Annotated in this window: 13 protein-coding genes; 6 read left to right on the top strand and 7 right to left on the bottom strand. The window is 67.9% G+C overall.

Annotated features, from left to right (window positions below):
- Positions 1 to 16 precede the first annotated feature (16 nt).
- The 5 genes from epmA to AC1DER_RS00110 form a co-directional block, all read right to left on the bottom strand.
- Positions 17 to 1006 carry an EF-P lysine aminoacylase EpmA gene (gene epmA / locus AC1DER_RS00130; RefSeq protein WP_477245073.1) on the bottom strand — a complete coding sequence of 330 codons (990 nt, stop codon included), beginning with the start codon at positions 1004 to 1006 and terminating at the stop codon, positions 17 to 19.
- The gene (ligA, locus tag AC1DER_RS00125; protein WP_477357522.1) at positions 1003 to 3378 is read right to left on the bottom strand and encodes an NAD-dependent DNA ligase LigA; all 2376 of its coding nucleotides are present in this window, start codon (positions 3376 to 3378) and stop codon (positions 1003 to 1005) included. Before ligA ends, epmA begins: the two co-directional genes overlap by 4 nt.
- A gap of 182 nt (positions 3379 to 3560) precedes the next feature.
- Positions 3561 to 4304, bottom strand: coding sequence for a cell division protein ZipA (gene zipA, locus AC1DER_RS00120; protein WP_477245069.1), 744 nt, complete (start codon positions 4302 to 4304; stop codon positions 3561 to 3563).
- Positions 4305 to 4352: 48 nt separating this feature from the next.
- Positions 4353 to 7856: a chromosome segregation protein SMC gene (smc, locus tag AC1DER_RS00115; protein ID WP_477245067.1), complete on the bottom strand. Its 3504-nt coding sequence runs from the start codon at positions 7854 to 7856 to the stop codon at positions 4353 to 4355.
- A gap of 154 nt (positions 7857 to 8010) precedes the next feature.
- Entirely contained in the window at positions 8011 to 9108 is a 1098-nt protein-coding gene (locus tag AC1DER_RS00110) for an ABC transporter ATP-binding protein (RefSeq protein ID WP_477245065.1), read from the bottom strand.
- 169 nt (positions 9109 to 9277) lie between these two features.
- Between AC1DER_RS00110 and AC1DER_RS00105 the strand changes: the two genes are divergently transcribed.
- The 3 genes from AC1DER_RS00105 (at position 9278) to pgl (ending at position 12645) form a co-directional block, all read left to right on the top strand.
- Positions 9278 to 10672, top strand: coding sequence for a GH1 family beta-glucosidase (locus tag AC1DER_RS00105; protein WP_477245063.1), 1395 nt, complete (start codon positions 9278 to 9280; stop codon positions 10670 to 10672).
- A 197-nt stretch (positions 10673 to 10869) separates the two neighbouring features.
- On the top strand, positions 10870 to 11871 hold the full coding sequence (gene glk / locus AC1DER_RS00100) for a glucokinase (RefSeq protein ID WP_477245061.1): 1002 nt from the start codon (positions 10870 to 10872) through the stop codon (positions 11869 to 11871).
- A gap of 24 nt (positions 11872 to 11895) precedes the next feature.
- Complete coding sequence (gene pgl / locus AC1DER_RS00095; RefSeq protein ID WP_477245059.1) at positions 11896 to 12645, top strand: 6-phosphogluconolactonase; 750 nt, start codon at positions 11896 to 11898, stop codon at positions 12643 to 12645.
- 13 nt (positions 12646 to 12658) lie between these two features.
- On the opposite strand, the gene AC1DER_RS00090 is transcribed toward pgl, so the two are convergent.
- A complete protein-coding gene (locus AC1DER_RS00090; RefSeq protein WP_441814662.1) occupies positions 12659 to 12985 on the bottom strand; it encodes a YkgJ family cysteine cluster protein in 327 nt (108 codons plus the stop codon).
- 350 nt (positions 12986 to 13335) lie between these two features.
- Between AC1DER_RS00090 and AC1DER_RS00085 the strand changes: the two genes are divergently transcribed.
- On the top strand, positions 13336 to 13605 hold the full coding sequence (locus AC1DER_RS00085) for a hypothetical protein (RefSeq protein WP_441814663.1): 270 nt from the start codon (positions 13336 to 13338) through the stop codon (positions 13603 to 13605).
- Positions 13606 to 13632: 27 nt separating this feature from the next.
- Here AC1DER_RS00085 and AC1DER_RS00080 read toward each other — a convergent pair whose 3' ends face one another.
- On the bottom strand, positions 13633 to 14550 hold the full coding sequence (locus AC1DER_RS00080) for an AraC family transcriptional regulator (RefSeq protein ID WP_477245056.1): 918 nt from the start codon (positions 14548 to 14550) through the stop codon (positions 13633 to 13635).
- Between the two features lie 201 nt (positions 14551 to 14751).
- Here AC1DER_RS00080 and AC1DER_RS00075 point away from each other — a divergent pair, with 201 nt between their 5' ends.
- Together AC1DER_RS00075 and AC1DER_RS00070 are read left to right on the top strand one after the other, a co-directional pair.
- Complete coding sequence (locus AC1DER_RS00075; protein ID WP_477245054.1) at positions 14752 to 17982, top strand: efflux RND transporter permease subunit; 3231 nt, start codon at positions 14752 to 14754, stop codon at positions 17980 to 17982.
- Positions 17979 to 19103, top strand: a complete 1125-nt coding sequence (locus tag AC1DER_RS00070) for an efflux RND transporter periplasmic adaptor subunit (protein ID WP_477245052.1) — start codon at positions 17979 to 17981, stop codon at positions 19101 to 19103. The genes AC1DER_RS00075 and AC1DER_RS00070 overlap by 4 nt, the downstream gene beginning before the upstream one ends.
- Positions 19104 to 19121: the final 18 nt, after the last annotated feature.

The raw sequence follows: 19121 nt of genomic DNA, 5'->3' as shown, positions 1-19121 counted from the left end.
TCGTATCGGGCGATGGTCAGGCGCGGGCGAAGTCGAAGGCCATCACATCGGCAATGCGATCGCTGCCGAGCATGGCCATCAGCAGGCGGTCAACGCCCAATGCCACGCCGGCGCAATGCGGGAACCCCGCCGCCAGGGCCTCCAGCAGGTTTTCGTCGCGTGGTGGCAATGCGTCGCCGCGCACGCCGCGCAGCGCCAGATCGCGGTCGAAGCGTTGCCTCTGCTCGGCCGCGTCGCCCAGCTCGTGATAGCCGTTGGCCAGTTCCAGCGGCCCCAGGTAGAGCTCGAAGCGCTCGGCCACCGGTACGCCGTCGCGAGTCCCCAATCGAGCCAGTGCGCATTGCGAGGCCGGATAGTCGTGCACCGCCAGCAACTGGTCGCGCGCGAATGCCGGTTGCAGGCGATGGGTCATCAACAGGTCGAGCCAATCGTCGCGCGTCAGACCGGCGGGATCGATCACCACACCAAGCGCGGCCTGCAACTGCTCGACCTCGGCTGTTTGCGGGTCGATGCCCAGTTGCTGGCGATACAGATCGTGATAACCCACGCGCGTGAGTGTTGCGCTGCGACCGACCAGGGCCAATGCCGCCTGCACCAGTTGCGCGGTCTCATCGATCAGGCGCTGGTGGTCCCAGCCCAGGCGATACCACTCAAGCATGGTGAACTCGGGGTTGTGGCGCCCGCCGGCTTCGCCGTCGCGGAACACGCGGCCCAGTTCGTAGCAATCGCCAAAGCCCGCCGCCAGCAACCGCTTGAGCGAGTATTCCGGCGAAGTGCGCAACCAGCGCGTACGCGGTGCGCCGTCGGTGCGTCCACTGAACTGCAGCCGGAACGACGCGATGTTCGGATCGGTGTTGCCCGCCACCGACATCACCGGTGTCTCGACTTCGACGACGTCGCGCTCGGCGAAGAAGTGGCGAATGAGCGCATTGATGCGCGCCCGCAGCCGCAGCGTCTCGAAACTGGCCGAAGGTCGCCAGCTCGCGGCAGGCGTCGGCGTGCTCACTGCCCGTGCCCGGCAAGGAACGCCATCAGCTTGTCCTCGTCCCAGATTTCCACGCCCAGTTCCTGCGCCTTGTCGAGCTTGGAGCCGGCCGCTTCGCCGGCGACGACGAAGCTGGTCTTCTTCGAGACACTGCCCGACACCTTGGCGCCGAGTGCTTCCAGTTTCGCCTTGGCTTCGTCGCGACTGAGCCCGGACAGCGTGCCGGTCAGCACCGCCGTCTGGCCGTCGAGCGGTCCCTGCGCGACTTCCGCGGCGACCGGCGTCACCGCATCCAGGCGCGCCAGGGCATCGCCGCTGGCGACCAGTTGCCCGGCATGGGTTTCGTCTTCAAGCCAGTCCGACAATGCCTGCGCGGTGTCGGCAGGCAGGCCGGCGCTGATGAAGTTGTGCGCGGGCGCATCGAGCAGCGCCTGCACGCTGGGGAACGCACTGGCCAGCTGTTCGGCGCGCACGCGGGTGACCTTGGGGATTTCCAGATCGACCAGCAGCGTGGCCAGGTTCAGGCCGTCGCGAAGCTTCGCCGTCGGCGGATGGGTATCGGTGATGGTGACGCCGCGCGCGAGCAGTTCGTCGATGACCTGCTGGTTGCCGGCCTGGTCGAGGAAATGGCCGATCGAACGGGCGACTTCGCCGCCGACATCCGGCACGCGCTTGAACAGCGGCCACGGCAGGTGGCGAATCAGTTCGAGGTCGCCGAACCAGTTCGCCAACGCCTTGGCCGTGCTCTCGCCGACGTGCTGGATGCCCAGTCCGTAGAGGAAGCGTTCCAGCGTGGTGTTGCGGCTGCGGTCGATGGCTTCGAGCAGGTTCTCGGCCCAGCGCGTGGCGACCTTGCCGGCCTTGACCGTGTCCGGCGTGGTGTCGTCGCGCTCGTCCCCCAAAGGGACTTCTTTCAGGGCGTCCGCGCGTCGCTTCATCTCCAGCAGGTCATCGAGCGTGAGCTTGTAGAGGTCGGCGACCGACTGCACGTAGCCCAGGTCGGACAGGCTCTCGATGAAACGCTCGCCGAGGCCTTCGATGTCCATCGCACGGCGCGAGGCGAAGTGGCCGATGGCCTCCTTGCGCTGTGCCGCGCAGGTCAGCTCGCCCGAGCAGCGCCATACCGCCTCGCCTTCCTCGCGCACCAGCTCCGACCCGCACACCGGGCAATGGCTGGGCATCGACCAGGGCCGGGTCCCGGCGGGCCGCTTCTCGACAACGACGCGGACGACCTCCGGAATGACATCGCCGGCGCGGCGGATGATCACCGTGTCGCCGTTGCGAACGTCCAGTCGCGCGACCTGGTCGGCGTTGTGCAACGTCGCCCGGGTGACGGTGACGCCACCCACCTGCACCGGCTGCATCAGCACCCACGGCGTGACCGCGCCGGTGCGGCCGACATTGACCTCGATCGATTCGACCACGGTCATCTGTTCCTGCGCCGGGAACTTGTGCGCGATCGCCCAGCGCGGCGCGCGCGAGACGAAACCCATCTCGGCCTGGCCTTCGTAGTCGTCGAGCTTGTAGACGACACCGTCGATGTCGAACGGCAGACGATCGCGCCTGGCGCCAATCGACTGGTAGTAGTCGAGCAGGCCCTGCAGGCCTTCCACCACGTTGCTTTCGCCACTGACCGGGAATCCCCAGTCGCGCAGGCGCGCCAGGGTCTGCGAATGGGTCTCGGGCAGTTCGCCGCCCTCCACCAGGCCGACGCCATAGGCATAGAACGACAACGGCCGCTGCGCGGTCATGCGCGGATCGAGCTGGCGCAACGAGCCGGCCGCGCCATTGCGCGGATTGGCCAGGACCTTGCCGCCCTCGGCCAGCGCACGCTCGTTGTAGGCCTTGAAGGCGGCCAGCGGCATGTAGACCTCGCCGCGCACTTCCAGCACGCGCGGCCAACCCTTGCCGCGCAGCTGCAGCGGGATCGCCTTGATCGTGCGCAGGTTGGCGGTGACGTCCTCGCCGGTGGCGCCGTCGCCGCGGGTGGCGCCCTGGACGAAACGCCCGTTCTCGTAGCGCAGGCTGATCGCCAGGCCATCGAGCTTGGGTTCGACGGAGAACGCCAGCGCGTCGCGGCCGAGACGCTCCTGGATCTTGCGCACGAACACGGCCACTTCGTCATCGCTGAAAGCATTGCCCAGCGACAGCATCGGGATGGCGTGGCGGACCTGATCGAAACTGCCGGAGGGCACGGCGCCGACGCGCTGGGTCGGCGAATCGGGCGTGATCAGTTCCGGGTGCGCGGCTTCGAGTTCGTCGAGTTCGCGCAGCATGCGGTCGTAATCGACGTCCGGGATCGCGGGGTCGTCGAGGACGTGGTAGCGGTAGTTGGCGTCGTTGAGTTCGGCGCGCAGCTGGGCGATGCGGGTGGCGATGTCGGTCTTCGGCATGGTCAATGGCTCGCAGGCAGTCCTTCGACTTCGGCCCGAACGGCGCACTCCGTCAAAACAACCGTTCGTCCTGAGCGTAGCGCAGCGAAGTCGAAGGAAGCGTAGCGCAGCGAAGTCGAAGGAAGCGTAGCGCAGCGAAGTCGAAGGAAGCGTAGCGCAGCGAAGTCGAAGGAAGCGTGGGACTACCAGCGCGCCGGCTTGGTCAGCGGCGGCGCTTCGCGCTGGCGGTCGTAGGCACGCAATTCGTCGCGGATGTGGGCGATGCGCTGGCGGCCCAGTGCATTGCGTTGCTCGTCCAGAACCACGCCGTCCAGCAGTTCGGCCATGCGCTGCGCGGTCGGCAGCATGGTTTCCCATGCGTCCAGGGCATTGACCGGCGCTGGAAGGGTCAGGAAGAACGCGATCGCCGGGGTCTCCAGCGTCTGGATCTGCGCCATGTCGAAGCTGCCGGGCTTCATGATGTTGGCGACGCTGAACACCGGGCCGCGCTCGGGATGGTTCTCGACCAGGCGGTGGAACACGCCCATGTGGCCGTAGGCAAGGCCGGCCTTCTCGGCGGCAACGACGATGTCGGAGCCCTGCAGCTTCTGCCCTGCCCGCGCGGCCAGGTACAGGGTGACGATCTTGTCGAACTCCTCGGTGGCGCGACGGCCCAGCTCGCTGCTCGCGGCACCTTCGAGGGTGCGGTCGAACAGTTCCAGCTCCGCCTGGGCGGTGGTCTCGCCCGATGCCGGGCCTTCGCCGCCGAGCTCACGCTCCAGCTGCTCGCCCAGGGTCGGCTCGCGCCGGCTGCTGTCGGGCGCCGCCTCACGCGATACGCGCTTGCCCTGCCCCGGTTTGCGCGGGCGACCGAAGAACACGATCGCGGCGATCAGGATCAGGCCTGCGATCAGGATTCCGATCCGCAGCATGGTCACGTCTGACATCGAAGGGGTTCCTTACGGCAGGCGGGGGATGGGGGAAGTCCGAACGGCTCAGGCCACTCCGGCCAGGCGCGAAGCCTCTGCCAGGTCGACCGAGACCAGTCGGCTGACGCCGGGCTCGCGCATGGTGACGCCGGAAAGCTGTTGCGCGGCTTCCATCGTCGCCTTGTTGTGGGTCACGAACAGGAACTGTACCTGTTCGCTCATCTCCATGACCATCGCGGCGAGGCGGCCGACGTTGGCTTCGTCGAGTGGCGCGTCGACCTCGTCGAGCAGGCAGAACGGCGCCGGGTTGAGGCGGAAGATCGCAAACACCAGCGCCACTGCGGTCATCGCCTTCTCGCCGCCGGACAGCAGCGAGATGTTCGACACGCGTTTGCCCGGCGGGCGCGCCATGATCGACACGCCGGTGTCGAGCAGGTCTTCGCCGGTCAGTTCCAGGTAGGCATGGCCACCGCCGAACAGGCGCGGGTACAGCTCCTGCACGCCGCTGTTGACGCGGTCGAAGGTGTCCTTGAAGCGGCCGCGGGTCTCGCGGTCGATCTTCTTGATGGCGTCCTCGAGCGTTTCCAGCGCGGTGGTGAGGTCGGTGTCCTGGGCGTCCAGGTATTCCTTGCGCTGGGCGGCCTCGGCGTGTTCGGCGATCGCGGCCAGATTGACCGGCTCGAGCCGGCGCAGCTTGCCGTCGAGCTCGTTGACGCTGCGCTCCCAAACCTGCGCATCCATGTCGTCGGTGAGGGTGTTGACCACGTCCTCGAGCACGAAACCGGCTTCGACAATCGCCGCTGACAGCTGTTCGGCCTTGAGCACGAGTGCCTGCTGCTCGAGGCGGCGCTGGCCGATGGCCTCGCGCTGCTGGATCGCCTGCTCGTCGCGCTGGTGGCGGACCTGTTCGAAGCGGCGCAGGTCGTGATCGATGCCGTCCACGGTCGTTCGTGCGGCGGTCAGCGCCTGTTCGGTGATCACCCGCTGCTCGAGCGCGACCTGCCGCTGCTCTTCCAGCGTGTTGACCGGCTCGTCGCCGTCGGCCAGCTGCGCCGACAGTTCGCCCAGGCGCGAATCGAGCTGGCCGCGCTGGCCGCCCATGCGGTCCAGGGCCTGCGCCAGTGCGGTGATCTGGGTGCGCTGGGACTCCAGCGTCAAGGCCAGCGCGTGCGCGGTGTCGCGCGATTCGCGGGCGATGTTGCGGGCCTGGTCGCGGGCTTCGCCAAGGGCGCGGCGTTCGGACTCCAACGCCTGGCGCGCGTCCTCCAGCTCGCCCATGCGCATGACCGCTTCTTCCTGCAGCGTGCGCGAATCGCGTGACTGTTCGCGCGCGCTTTCCAGGGTTTCGGCGAGCTGCGCCAGTTCGGTGTCGATCTTCTCGATGCGGCCGCGCGCCGAATCCAGGCGACCCTGCTGGCTCTGCAGCTGGCCGGCAAGTTCGGAGACGCTGCGGTGCGCCATGTACAGCGTGCGCTGCGCGTCCTCGCGCTGCTGCTCGGCGGCGAGCAGGCGGTCGCGCAGTTGCATCAGCAGCGATTCGAGTTCGCGCTCGCGTGCCTGCAGGGTGTCGATCTGCGTGCGCAGCGACTGGATCTCGCGCTCGCGCAGCAGTGCGCCCTGCTTGGCCGCGCCCGAGCGCAGGATCCGCACCCAGCCGGCGCCGAGGCGCTCGCCGTTGCGGGTAATGATCGACTCGCCCTCGCCCAGCATCGGCAGCATCGAGCGCGCCTGGCTGAGGTCTTCGGCGGCGTGAAGCTTGGCGAGGATGCGACGGATCGCGATCGGTCCGCGAACCTTGGAGGCCAGCGAGGTCGGCGCGAAATCGACGGCGTCATTCTGCGGATCGACCAGGACCAGGCGGCCCTCGCCGAGTTCGCCGAGCGCATCGACCAGGACTTCCGGCGATTCGACCAGCACGCCTTCGATCATCTGGCCAAGCGCACCTTCGACGGCGTTCTCCCAGCCCGCTTCGACCTGCAGCGCCTCGCCCACGCGCGTGGCCGAATCCAGGCCGCGCGACTTGAGCCAGCTCAGCGCCGCGCCCTGCTCCTGGCCGAGCGCCGCGTGTTGCAGCGTCTCCAGCGACGACAGGCGGCCGCGTGCGGCCTGCACCTGCTTGCGCGCCTCGGCCAGCTCGGACTGGGTGCCACGCTGCTGGTCCTGCAATTCGCCGAGTGCGCCCTTGCGCGTCTCCAGCTCCTCGCTGAGGCTGTCGATCGAGAACTTCTGCGTCTCGTGCTGCTCCTGCAGCGCGGCGAACGATTCCGACAGCGCGCCCAGGTCGAGCCCGGCGCGTTCGTTGTTGAGGGCTTCGCGGCGACGGTCGGCGTCGAGCACCTGGCGATCGAGGTGCTCGATGCGGGTGCGTTCGACGTCGGCTGCGCGCGCAGCTTCGGACTGGGCACGGCTATGCTCGTCCCAGCGCTGCTGCCATTGGGTCAAACCGGTTTCGGCGTCGCGCAGGGCTTCCTGGCGCATGCCGTCTTCGTCGCGCAACTGCTCCAGGCGCGGCTCGGATTCGGCCACGGCGGCGCGCAGCACGTCCAGGCGCGACTGATCGCTGCCGATGTGCTGGCCCAGCTCCGCCAACGCCGACAGTGCCTCGTCGCGCGCCTTCTGCAGGCGCGTGGACATCTCGCGCTGGTGCTGGATCTGCTGTTCGATGCGGGCCAGCGTGCCGCCGACTTCGTAGCTGGCGGCCTGGGCCTTGTTCAGTGCCTCGGCGGATTCCTCGCGGCGGACACGGCCGACCTCGATCTCGCGCTCGGCTTCGCGCTGCTCGGCGATGAGCTGCTGCAGTCGGGTTTCCTGCTGGCCCAGCTTCTCGCGCTGGCCCTGCAGTTTCTGGTCGAGGGCGCGGTGTTCGAGCGCCTTCCACTCGGCGTCCTTGACCCGGCGCTCGGCCTGGATGGCCTGGTACTGCTCGGCCTGGCGAGCCTGGCGCTTGAGGTGCTCGAGCTGCTTGCCCACTTCCTCGCGCAGATCGCTGAGGCGATCGAGGTTCTCGCGCGTATGGCGGATGCGGGTCTCGGTTTCCTTGCGGCGCTCCTTGTACTTGGAGATGCCGGCGGCCTCTTCCAGGTAGACGCGCAACTCTTCGGGCTTGGCCTCGATGATGTTGCTGATCATGCCCTGCTCGATGATCGAGTAGCTGCGCGGGCCCAGGCCGGTGCCGAGGAACAGGTCGGTGATGTCGCGGCGGCGGCACTTGGCGCCGTTGAGGTAGTACTGGCTGGAACCGTCGCGGTTGACCGTACGCTTGACCGAGATCTCGTTGAACGCCGCGTACTCACCGGTGATGGTGTGGTCGGAGTTGTCGAAGATCAGCTCGACCATCGCCTGCGACACCGGCTTGCGCGCCGAGGAGCCAGCAAAGATCACGTCGGTCAGCGAATCGCCGCGCAGGCGGCTGGCCGAGCTTTCGCCCATCACCCAGCGCACGGCATCGATGATGTTGGACTTGCCGCAGCCGTTGGGACCGACGATGCCGGTCATGTTGTTCGGCAGGTGCAGCGTGGTCGGATCGACGAAGGATTTGAAACCGGAGAGCTTGATCGTGGACAGACGCATGCGGCTGGGTTGCCTCTTGGCGGCGTGGCGGGACGCGGCCGTGATTACCGACTGGGAGTTACTATCTTGATTACAGTTCGCCTCCCAAGTCATTGATTCTCATAGGAGGCGCCACGGCTCGTAAGCCGGGTCTTCACGGGCAGTATAGCGGCCCTCAGGCTCGCAGGCTGACCCCGGTATCCGGGTCGAAATAGTGCATCTGCCCGGCCACGTACCCCAGGTGCACGGTGTCGCCATGCCGGGGCAGGTCGCGCGGCGGCACCCGCAGGATCAGGTCGCTGCCAGCGCAGTCCAGGTCGAGGAAGGCCTCGTTGCCGACCGGCTCGACCGCCTCGACCGTTGCGGTCAGGTGCCCGGGACCGGGCTCGCCCAGGTGCATGTCCTCCGGACGCAGCCCGACCATCAGTCGCTTGCCCAGGTAAGCGCGCACGCGCCCGGCCAGTTCCACTTCGGGCTGCAGCGGCAGTTCGACGCCGTCGCCCAACCGCAGCTTCAGGCCGTCGCTTTCCACGACCTCGCCCTGGAGCAGGTTCATCTTCGGGCTGCCCAGGAACGTCGCCACGAACAGGTTGGCCGGCCGGTTGTACAGGCCCATCGGCGTATCGATCTGCTGGATGCGGCCCTTGTCGAGCACGACGATGCGCTGGCCCAGCGTCATCGCCTCGATCTGGTCATGGGTGACGTAGACCATGGTTGTACCCAATTGCCGGTGCAGCCGCGCGATCTCCACGCGCGTGGATGCGCGCAGCTTGGCGTCGAGGTTGGAGAGCGGTTCGTCGAGCAGGAACACCTGCGGTTGCCGCACCAGTGCCCGGCCAAGGGCGACACGCTGGCGCTGGCCGCCAGAAAGCGCCGCCGGCTTGCGATCGAGCAGCGATTCCAGCTCCAGCATCGCCGCCGCCTCGCGCACGCGGCGGCCGATCTCATCCTTGCCCGCACCGCGCAACATCAGGCCGAAACCGAGGTTCTCGGCCACGCTCATGTGCGGATACAACGCGTAGCTCTGGAACACCATCGCGATGTCGCGGTCCTTCGGCGCGACGTCGTTGACCAGACGCTCGCCAATGCGCAGCTCACCGCTGCTGATCTGCTCCAGTCCGGCGATCATCCGCAACAGCGTCGACTTGCCGCAGCCGGAAGGCCCGACCAGCACCAGCAGTTCGCCGTCGGCAATCTCGAAGCTGGCATCGTCGACACCGACAAACCCGTTCGGGTAGACCTTGCGCAGACGATCCAGCGTGACCTTCGCCATGAATTCTCCTGAGCCGTCCCCGTGGCACGAGGATCGTTTCACCTTCGACGGTCTTTTTGCCAGTTGATGGAATGCGACCGGTGGTTCCCAATGGGCACCGCCGTCGGCTATCCTGCCATGTAAGCGTTTTCACGCCTATCCACCGTCAATATCCCCCGAGGCCGAGCCCATGAGCCGAGCACCTGGCGCCGACCAGTTCGTATTCCCCGAAGGCTTCCTGTGGGGCGCCGCCACGGCCGCCCACCAGATCGAAGGCTCGCCGCTGGCCGACGGCGCCGGCCCGAGCATCTGGACCCGCTTCGCCCACACCCCGGGGATGATGCTCAACGGCGACACCGGCGATGTCGCGTGCGACCACTACAACCGCTGGCGCGACGACGTGAAGCTGATGCGCAAGCTCGGGCTGCAGGCGTACCGCTTCAGCGTGTCGTGGTCGCGGATCCTGCCCGACGGCACCGGCCGGGTGAACCAGAAGGGCCTGGATTTCTATTCGAACCTGGTCGACGAGTTGCTCGCCAACGATATCGAGCCACTGCTGACCCTTTTCCATTGGGACCTGCCCGCCGCGCTCGATGACCGTGGCGGCTGGCTCAACCGCGAGATCGCCGACTGGTTCGCCGAGTACGCCTCGGTGATGTACCGCGCGCTCGACGGCCGGGTAAAGAAGTGGGTGACGCACAACGAGCCGTGGGTGGTCACCGATGGCGGCTACCTGCACGGCGCGCTGGCTCCGGGACATCGCAGCAAGTTCGAAGCGCCGATCGCCTCGCACAACCTGATGCGCGCGCACGGCGCGGCGGTCAAGGCGTACCGCGAGATCGGCAAGCACGAGATCGGCCTGGTGGTGAACATCGAGCCCAAGTACGCGGCCAGCGATTCGGCCGCGGACCAGGCGGCGGTGCGTCGCGCCCACGCCTACATGAACGAGCAGTACCTGCATCCCGCCCTGCTCGGCCACTACCCGCCCGAGCTCAAGGAGATCTTCGGCGAGGCCTGGCCGGACTGGCCCGCGGAAGACTTCGAGCTGATCAGGCAGCCGCTCGATTTCGTCGGCATCAACTACTACACCCGCAGCGTCACCCGGGACGCGCCCAGCTACCCGCTCAACACCGGCGTGGTCCGGCAGCCGCTGGGCACCTACACCGAGACCGGCTGGGAAGTCTTCCCGCAGGGCCTGACCGACCTGCTGCTGTGGTTCAAGCAGACCTACGGCGACATCCCGGTCTACATCACCGAGAACGGCGCGGCATTCTTCGACCCGCCCACCGCCGACGTCGATCCGGTGTCCGGCGAGCGCCGCGTACGCGACCCGTTGCGCATGGACTACCTGCGCAAGCACATCAGCGCCATCCATGACGCCATCCAGGCCGGCGTCGACATCCGCGGCTACATGCTGTGGTCGTTGATGGACAACCTGGAATGGTCACTGGGCTACTCCAAGCGCTTTGGCATGATCCACGTCAACTACGGCACGCAGGAGCGCACGCCCAAGGACAGCGCGCTGTGGTACTCGAAGGTGATCGCCACGCATGGGCGCAAGCTGGCCGAGCCATTGCCGTACTGACCACCGCATGCCCCGGCGGTTCAATACGGGTTGGAACGGTGGAGCGGCGCCGTCGCGCTGATTTCGTTTTCACCTGTCACGAGGCGAGCGCAGCCGTGGTAACCGCGAGACAACGTCCGTGGACTGCTTTACCCTGCCGGCAGCCCGGGCGCGCGCTGCGTCCGTCTGTCTGCGATCCGATCGTGCGGTGGTGATCCTTGAGTGTTTCCCAATCCCCGACAACCCCGGCAGCCGATGCCCTGCTCGCCGATATCGGCGGCACCAATGCCCGTTTCGCCCTGGCCCGCCAGGACAAGCGGACGCCGCTGTTGTTGGAGAGCGTGCTGGAGTTCGCGGTCGCCGATTTTCCGTCGCTGTCCGATGCCGCCCGCCACTACCTCGACAGCACCGGCGCGAATCCGCGCACGGGCGTGTTCGCCGTGGCCGGCCGCGTCGATGGCGATGAGGCCCGCATCACCAACCATCCGTGGGTGATCTCGGCGGCGCGCACGCGCGACGCACTCGGCCTGGAGTCGGTGGAACTGGTCAACGATTTCGCCGCCCAGGCGATGGGCGCTTCCCTGCTCCAGGTGGAGGACGTCGTTGCACTGGGCGCTGCCGGCTGGAGCGGACACGACGAGGCCGACCGCACGTTCGCCGTGATCGGCGCAGGCACCGGACTCGGCGTGGGTGGCCTGCTGCGGCGCGACGGCCGCTACTACCCGCTGCAGACCGAGGGCGGCCACGTCAGCTTCGCGCCCAGCACGCCGGAGGAGATCGAAATCCTGCAGCACCTGTCGGGTGAGTTCGGCCGGGTGTCGAACGAGCGCCTGGTCAGCGGCATGGGGCTGGTGAACCTGCACCGGGCGCTCAGCGCCATCGCCGGCGAGGATCCGGGCCCGCTAAAGCCGGCCGACATCACCGCGCGTGCCCGCGAGGGCGATCCGCGCAGCCTGCGCACGATCGACATCTTCTGCGCCGTGTTCGGCGCCGCCGCCGGCGACCTGGTGCTGACACTGGGCGCGTGGGACGGCGTGTTCCTGACCGGCGGCCTGGTCCCCAAGCTGCTGCCGTCGATTGCCCACTCCGGCTTCCGCCAACGCTTCGAGCACAAGGGCCGTTTCTCGGCGGTGATGGCGCGCATTCCGACGCTGGCGGTGATCCACCCGCAGCCCGGCCTGCTTGGCGCAGCGGCACTGGCGCAGCACACGCGCTCTTGAAGTCGGCCGTGCCAGTATCGGTGGATGGCCACCGATCGCTCGCACCAGACCACCGAAGCGAACCTGCCGCAGCCGCCGCATGACCTTCACGTCCACGCCAACGAGGACGTCTGGACGTGGGCGGCCGCGGTTTCCATTGCGGCCGACCTGCGCCGGGAACTGACCTCGCACCCACGCGCCCGGCTGCTGCTGTCGGGCGGCGCCACGCCGGTGGCGGTCTATCGCGCACTGTCCAAGGCGCCACTGGACTGGGACCGGGTCAATGTCGGCCTGGTCGACGAACGCTGGCTGCACCCGCAGGACCTCGACAGCAATGCCCATGTCGTGCGCACGCACCTGCTGCAGCACCAGGCCGCGGCCGCGCATTTCGAACCGATGACCCGTCCGGGCCGCACCATCGAGGAAGCCGTTGCCGGCGCCAATGCCTATGCCCGTTTCCAGGCCTGCGTGGCGGTGCTCGGAATGGGCGAAGACGGCCATGTCGCATCGCTCTTCCCGGGCATGGCCGACGCCGAACGGATATTGGCCAGCCGCCACGACTACGCCGCGGTCGATGCCAGCGGTTGTGCCGGCGCGCGCCGCTGGACGCGCCGCATCAGCCTGACGCCGCGGGGCCTGGCGCGCGTTCCCACGCGGGTGCTGTTGATCAAGGGCGCGCGCAAGCGCGATGTGTTCACCCAGGCGCTGGCCGATGGCAACCGCAACCGCTGGCCGGTGCTGACCGCGCTGGACAGCATCCACGGCATCGGCCTGCAGGTGCACTGGTGCGCGTGATCGCGCGCGAAGCTCAGCGCCTGCGCTCTTCGATCAGCGTCAAGGGAATGGCCTGCGCCTGCATTTCCCGATAGGCCGCCCGTTCGGATCTGCAGTACGCGCTGCCCATCGCGAACTTGCGGCAGACCCCGGGGCGCTGATCGTAGATGCTGCAGCACATGCGACTGTGGTCGACGGCGACGCACCAGCCCTCTTCGTCGCGCGCCATCACCTCGGGGCCGTCGGCAAGGCGTTCAACCATGTGCCTGGGCACGTCGTCCTCGGGCATCAGCACCACCGTCAGGCGGCAGCACACTGCGTCGCAATGACTGCACGAGACTTCCGAGCGCTTCTCGCCCATCAGGCACGCCCCGCCGCGCACGGCGGAGATGGCGGCCGCGCGACCACTGCAGGCAGGCAGAAATGCTGCCGGCCCACGACGACCGTGAGATTGGCGAAGCTCAAGCGCAAAGGAGGAACTCTCAGGAAGGCGCCGACCGGTGCGTGGCGGGCGATGTCGCATGGCGGGAGCGCAGCGGGCGACTGGAGAGCGGTCGAGCGGGACGCGAGGGGGCAACGAATTGCAGCGCCATGGTACGCCCCTTCACGACCCCGCGCTTGAACGGACGCGCTTGAAAGGGAGGGGTCGATTCACGCGCAGACTTCGGCCAACAGCGCATACTGGGGCATACCCATATCGAGGCGGACCCCATGAAGCATCAGGTCGCGATCTTCCGCTTCACCCTCGGCAACGGGCAGAGCATCAGCCCGACGGCACTGCAGTCAATGTGGGTCAGGGCGTGCCAGTCGCCGGACGTGAGCGTGGGCCGCAAGGCTGGCGGTTATCCCGACAGCAACCGTCCGATCTATTCGCTGTACGCACAGCCCGGGCTCGAGGACCTGTCGCAGGTCGAGCGGCGGCTGCGCCATCTGTTCGACGAATCGGGACTGCGTGCATCGCTGGTGTCGATGCACGTGTAAGCCAGCCGCCAGGCCGGCCGCAGGTTCTCAGACCTGGGGCACCGCCCTGGCGCGCCCGGCTTCGAAACGCGGCGGCGCGCCAAACAGGCGCTTGTACTCGCGACTGAACTGCGAGGGGCTTTCGTAGCCCACCTGCCGCGCCGCGCTCATTGCCTCCATGCCGCCGGCCATCATCAGCCGGCGCGCTTCGTGCAGGCGCAGCTGCTTCTGGAACTGCAACGGCGACATCGTCGTGACCGCCTTGAACTGATGGTGGAACGACGACGTGCTCATGTGCACGCTGCTGGCCAGCTCGTCGATGCTCAACGGCTGCAGGTAGTGCTGCCGCAGCGTCGAGACCGCGCGGGCAATGCGACTGGAACGGCCATCGGTGGCCGCGATCGCCCGCAGGCGATGGCCCAGGTCGCCCGTGAGAACGCGGTAGAGGATTTCGCGTTTCGCCATCGGCGCCAGCACCGGCAGGTCCTGCGGTGTGTCGAGCAGGCTCATCAGGCGCAGCACCGCATCCATCAGCGGCGTGTTGACGCGGGCGGCATACAGGCCCGGATCGACGCCTGCATGCGCCGCGGCGTTGTCGGCCGTGTCGGCGATCAGCGCGGCGACTTCTTCCGGATCGATGTCCAGGCGCAGGCACAGGTACGGATGCTCCGGGGTGGCCTCCACCACCTGCCCGAACACCGGCAGGGTCACCGACACCACCAGGTAGTTGAGCGGGTTGTAGTGGTAGGTCTGCCCGTCCAGCGTCGCGATCTTGCTGCCCTGGGCGACGATGCACAGGCGCGGCTCATAGACCGCCGGGGTGCAGGCCGTGGGGGCGCTGATCCGGACCAGGCTCAGCGGCGCGATCGCGGTGGCGTGGATGCCGTCGCCAGGCGTCGATCGGGCAATCCGGGCCGCCAGCTCGGTGAGCCTGGCGCAACCGGCGTGGTGGGGGACGCTTGTCATGGAAGCGATGAGATTCATGGTTTTCCCGTGTCCCAGCCTGACCGGGGGATTATCGGGGCATTGCGGGCGCATAATGTGCCGATCTGGTCGAATTGCAGGATCAGGCAACTTTCGAGCAGCAATGTACTACCGCTGGCGGGGCTTGAGCGCCTAACTTAATCGGAGGGTAAGCCTGCCCCCACCCCTGACCGGACGCGCGCGATGTGGATTGTCCAATACGCCCTGAGCCGCCGATACACGATCGGCGTGCTCGCAATCCTGATCCTGCTGTTCGGCACGCTGGCGGCGCGGCGGATGCCGACCGACATCCTGCCCGAGGTCGGCATTCCCTCGGTCAACCTGGTCTGGACCTATAACGGCCTGCCGGCGGCGGACATGGCCGCCAAGCTGACCTCGTTCTCCGAGGTCGCGATCATGAACACCGTGGACGACCTCAAGGAGGTCCGTTCGGAATCGCTGACCGGCGCCAGCATCGTGCGCATCGACTTCCAGCCCACGGTGAGCCTGGACCGTGCGCTGGGGCAGATCACCGCGGTATCGCAGACCATCCTGCGGCGCATGCCGCCCGGCACTTCGCCGCCGCTGGTGATCCGCAACAATGTCTCCAGCACGCCGGTGCTGATGCTGGTGCTGTCGTCGGACTCGCTGACCGAAGCCCAGCTCTACGACTACGCGCGCCTGCAACTGCGCTCGCAGATCCAGACCATTCCCGGCATCCGCATGTCGCTGCCCTACGGCGGCGCGGCGCGGCAGATCATGGTCGATCTCAACCCGGCGGCATTGCAGACCTACGGCCTGACGCCGTCGGACGTGACCACCGCGCTGGAACGCGGCAGCCCCACCCTGCCCTCCGGTTCGATCCGCGAGAACGCGCGCGAGATGCAGATCTCGCTCGACACCAGCCCGGCCAGCGCGGCCGAGTTCCTCGAGATCCCGGTGGCATCGCGCAACGGCACGGTCATCTACATCCGCGACGTCGCCTCGGTCCGCGATGGCGGCGCGCTGCAGACCAACGTCGCGCGCATGGACGGCTCCAGCGCGGTCGCGGTGGCGCTGATCAAGCTCGGCGGCGCCTCGGCGGTGGAGATCGTGCACGCGGTGCGCGAGCGCCTGCCCGAGATCGAAGCCTCCGCGCCGACCGGCACGCGCATCCGTCCGATCTTCGACCAGTCGGTGTTCGTCGACCACGCGATCGATTCGATCCGCCACGAAGTGCTGCTGGTAGGCCTGCTGGTCGCGCTGGTGGTGCTGGTGTTCATCGGCTCCTGGCGCTCGAGCCTGATCGTGCTGTCGGCGATCCCGCTGGCGCTGCTGGCATCGGTGGCGTTGCTCAACCTGCTCGGCTACACCTTCAACGTGATGACGCTGGGCGGACTGGCGCTGGCGATCGGCATCCTGGTCGACAACGCCGTGGTCGACGTGGAGAACACCAACCGCAACATCGCCATGGGCAAGGACGTGCGTACCGCGATCCTCGACAGCGCCCGCGAAGTGGTGTTCCCGGAGATGGTATCGACCATCTCCATCTGCATCGTGCTCACCCCCATCCTGCTGATGAGCGGCCTGTCGGCCTGGGTGTTCACGCCGCTGGCGCTGGCAGTGATCTTCGCGATGGTGGCGTCCTTCCTGCTGTCGCGCACGCTGATCCCGGTGCTGTGCTACCTGATGCTGCCGGCCGACATCCGCAGCCGCAAGAACCCGCAATGGAAGGCCGAGCGCGCCCTCCTCAAGGTCAACCACAAGGTCGAACACACGCTCGATTCGCTGCGTGATCGCCACCACGCGCTGCTGGTCAGGCTGGGCCACCACGGCGGCGTGCTGGCGTTGTCGGCACTGGTGGTCATCGCCATCGGTGCGGTGTCGGCGGTGTCGCTGGGGCGCGAGTATTTCCCGCAGGTCGATGCCGGGCAGCTGCGCCTGCAGGTACGCCTGCCCACGGGCACCCGCCTGGAAGAAACCGCCGCGCGCCTGACCGAGATCCAGCGCGAGATCCGCAAGATCATCCCGGCCTCCGAGCTGGAGACGGTCTACGAACAGATCGGCATGCCCGACGCGGTCAACCTGTCGCTGGTCGACAGCGCCGTAGTGGGTTCGTTCGAAGCCGAAGTGATGCTGCAGCTGCGCACGCCGCATGCGTCCAGCCACGACTATCTGGTGCAGATCCGCCGCCGCATCGCCGAGCGCTTCCCCGACGCGAAAGTGTTCGAGCGGCCACCCGATGCAACCAGCCGCACGCTGGCCGGTTCGGCCGCGGCCGCATTCGAAGTGCGCGTGATCGGCCGCGACAGCACCGGCAACCTCGCCCTCGCCCGCGAGATCGAACAGCGCCTCAAGCAGGTTCCAGGGGCAGTGGACGTCGCCTTGCGCCAGGTGCTCGACCTGCCCGAGTACCAGGTGCGCATCGATCGCACCCGCGCCGCCCAGCTCGGTCTCGACGCCCAGCAGGCCAGCCGTGCCGTGCTGGCGGTGCTGGGTTCCTCGGGCACGGTCACCCCGGTCTACTGGACCGACACCGTCAACGCGATTGCCTACACCGTGCAGGTGCAGGCTCCGCCGGTGAACATGACCAGCATCGACGAACTGCTCAACGCCCCCGTGCGCATTGGCAGCGATGGCCAGGCGGTGCTGTTGCGCAACATCGCCACGGTCACCCCGCGCAGCGTTCCGGCGAGCCTGGCGCGCACAACGCTGGCACCGACCATCAGCGTGCTGGCCAATGTCGAAGGCACTGACCTTGGCTCCGTGCAGGATCGCCTCACTGCGATCACCAACGATCTGCAGGGCAAGCTCAAGCCCGGCAACCGCATCGAGATCGCCGGCCAGGCCGGTGAAATGAAGAGCGCCTACAGCGAGCTCGCTGCCGGATTGATGATGTCGGCGGCTCTCGTATTCCTGGTGCTGGTGGTGAATTTCCAGTCGTGGATCCAGCCGCTGGTGGCGATGTCGGGCCTGCCGCTGGCGATCGCCGGCGCGGCCTTCGGCCTGTTCGTCACCGGCACGCCGCTGAGCGTGCCGGCATTGATGGGCGTGATGATGGTGATCGGCGTATCCACCGCCAACAGCGTGCTGGTCACCAGCTTCGCCCGCGGCCTGGTCGCCGCCGGCCATGATCCGGAACTGGCCGCCTATGAATCTGCGGCCGTGCGCCTGCGGCCGGTGCTGATGACCGCCAGCGCGATGATCCTGGGCATCATCCCGATGGCCATCGGCCTGGGCGAAGGCGGCGAACAGAACGCACCGCTCGGCCGCGCGGTGATCGGCGGCCTGCTGTTCGGCACCCCGGCCACGCTGATCCTGGTGCCTTCCATTCTCGCGGTGCTGGGCCGGCGCATGCCGGCAGCGGCCCGCCATGCCGCCCTCCCCGACTCGCCCAGCGACACCAACAGCATCGACGGGGACGCCCCCGGTGCCGAAGCAGGAGCCACTCCATGATCCGTCTCAATCCCGTCGTGCGCAGCGCGATGGCCATGGCCGTCCTGACGGTGCTGACCGCCTGCGGAAACGGCTCGGCCGAGCCGACGCCGGCGACCCCCGTTCCGGAAGTGCTGACCGTGCGCGCCAGGGCCGCCGACGCCGCCTACGACCTGAGCCTGCCCGCGCGCGCCATGGCCGGCGAATCGGCGCAGATCTACGCCCGCGCCACCGGCTTCATCAGTGAGCGCCGCGCCGAGCTTGGCGACAAGGTCGAAGCCGGCCAGGTTCTCGCCGTGATCTCCGCCCCGGAAGCCGACCAGGCCGTGCGCGAAGCGCAGGCCGACCTGGCACGCGCCCGCGCCGACGAAGTGCTGGCCAAGGTCAACTTCGACCGCGCCAATGTGCTGATCGGCTCCGGCGCCATCTCCAAGGAGCTCTACAGCGACCGCAAGGCCAACCACGACGTCGCCGTCGCCGCCGTTTCCGCGGCCGAGGCGCGCCTGATTTCCTCGCGCGAGCGCCAGGGCTTCCAGACCGTCCGCGCGCCGTTTGCCGGCGTGGTCGTCGCGCGCAACATCGAACGCGGCGACCGCGTGGTCGGAGATTCGACCACGGCCACACCGCTGTTCGAAGTCAGCGCGCTGGATCCGTTGCGCGTCGTGGTCGACGTGCCGCAGAACGTGGCGCTGCAGATCCAGCCTGGCGTGGAAGCCGACGTCGGGTTCCCGGAGTTGCCCGGGCAGACGTTCAAGGCGCAGGTGATGCGCAGTGCGCAGTCGTTGTCGCGCGAGTCGGGTGTGATGCGCACCGAGTTGCGCCTGCCCAATCCGGACAGCCGCATCCCCGCCGGCATGGTCGGCAGCGTCCGCATGCACCTGGCGCGACCGGCGCCGGCCACCGTGCTGCCGTTGTCGGCGATCATCCAGCGCGCCACCGGCGCGCAGGTGGCGACCCTGCGCGATTCCACGCTGAACTACCGCGACGTGACCCTGGGCCGCAACCTGGGCAACGAGATCGAGGTGTTGTCGGGCATCAATGCCGATGATGTCGTGGTGCTGGCGCCCAATGCCCTGCTGACGCCGGGCACGCGGGTGAAAGCGCGCGAGATGGCGACGGAAAAGGCGACGGAAAAGAAGTAACCGCCAGCGACGGTACTT

Source organism: Lysobacter sp. 05T417 (assembly GCF_056396405.1).
Note: the sequence above shows the minus strand (reverse complement) of the source record. Positions and strands in the feature narration are given on the sequence as shown.

Bases quoted from the DNA above. Each gene is read 5' to 3' on its own strand.
- ligA (WP_477357522.1), bottom strand. From the start codon at position 3,378: ATGCCGAAGACCGACATCGCCACCCGCATCGCCCAGCTGCGCGCCGAA.
- zipA (WP_477245069.1), bottom strand. From the start codon at position 4,304: ATGTCAGACGTGACCATGCTGCGGATCGGAATCCTGATCGCAGGCCTG.
- smc (WP_477245067.1), bottom strand. From the start codon at position 7,856: ATGCGTCTGTCCACGATCAAGCTCTCCGGTTTCAAATCCTTCGTCGAT.
- AC1DER_RS00110 (WP_477245065.1), bottom strand. From the start codon at position 9,108: ATGGCGAAGGTCACGCTGGATCGTCTGCGCAAGGTCTACCCGAACGGG.
- AC1DER_RS00105 (WP_477245063.1), top strand. From the start codon at position 9,278: ATGAGCCGAGCACCTGGCGCCGACCAGTTCGTATTCCCCGAAGGCTTC.
- pgl (WP_477245059.1), top strand. From the start codon at position 11,896: ATGGCCACCGATCGCTCGCACCAGACCACCGAAGCGAACCTGCCGCAG.
- AC1DER_RS00090 (WP_441814662.1), bottom strand. From the start codon at position 12,985: ATGGGCGAGAAGCGCTCGGAAGTCTCGTGCAGTCATTGCGACGCAGTG.
- AC1DER_RS00085 (WP_441814663.1), top strand. From the start codon at position 13,336: ATGAAGCATCAGGTCGCGATCTTCCGCTTCACCCTCGGCAACGGGCAG.
- AC1DER_RS00080 (WP_477245056.1), bottom strand. From the start codon at position 14,550: ATGACAAGCGTCCCCCACCACGCCGGTTGCGCCAGGCTCACCGAGCTG.
- AC1DER_RS00075 (WP_477245054.1), top strand. From the start codon at position 14,752: ATGTGGATTGTCCAATACGCCCTGAGCCGCCGATACACGATCGGCGTG.
- AC1DER_RS00070 (WP_477245052.1), top strand. From the start codon at position 17,979: ATGATCCGTCTCAATCCCGTCGTGCGCAGCGCGATGGCCATGGCCGTC.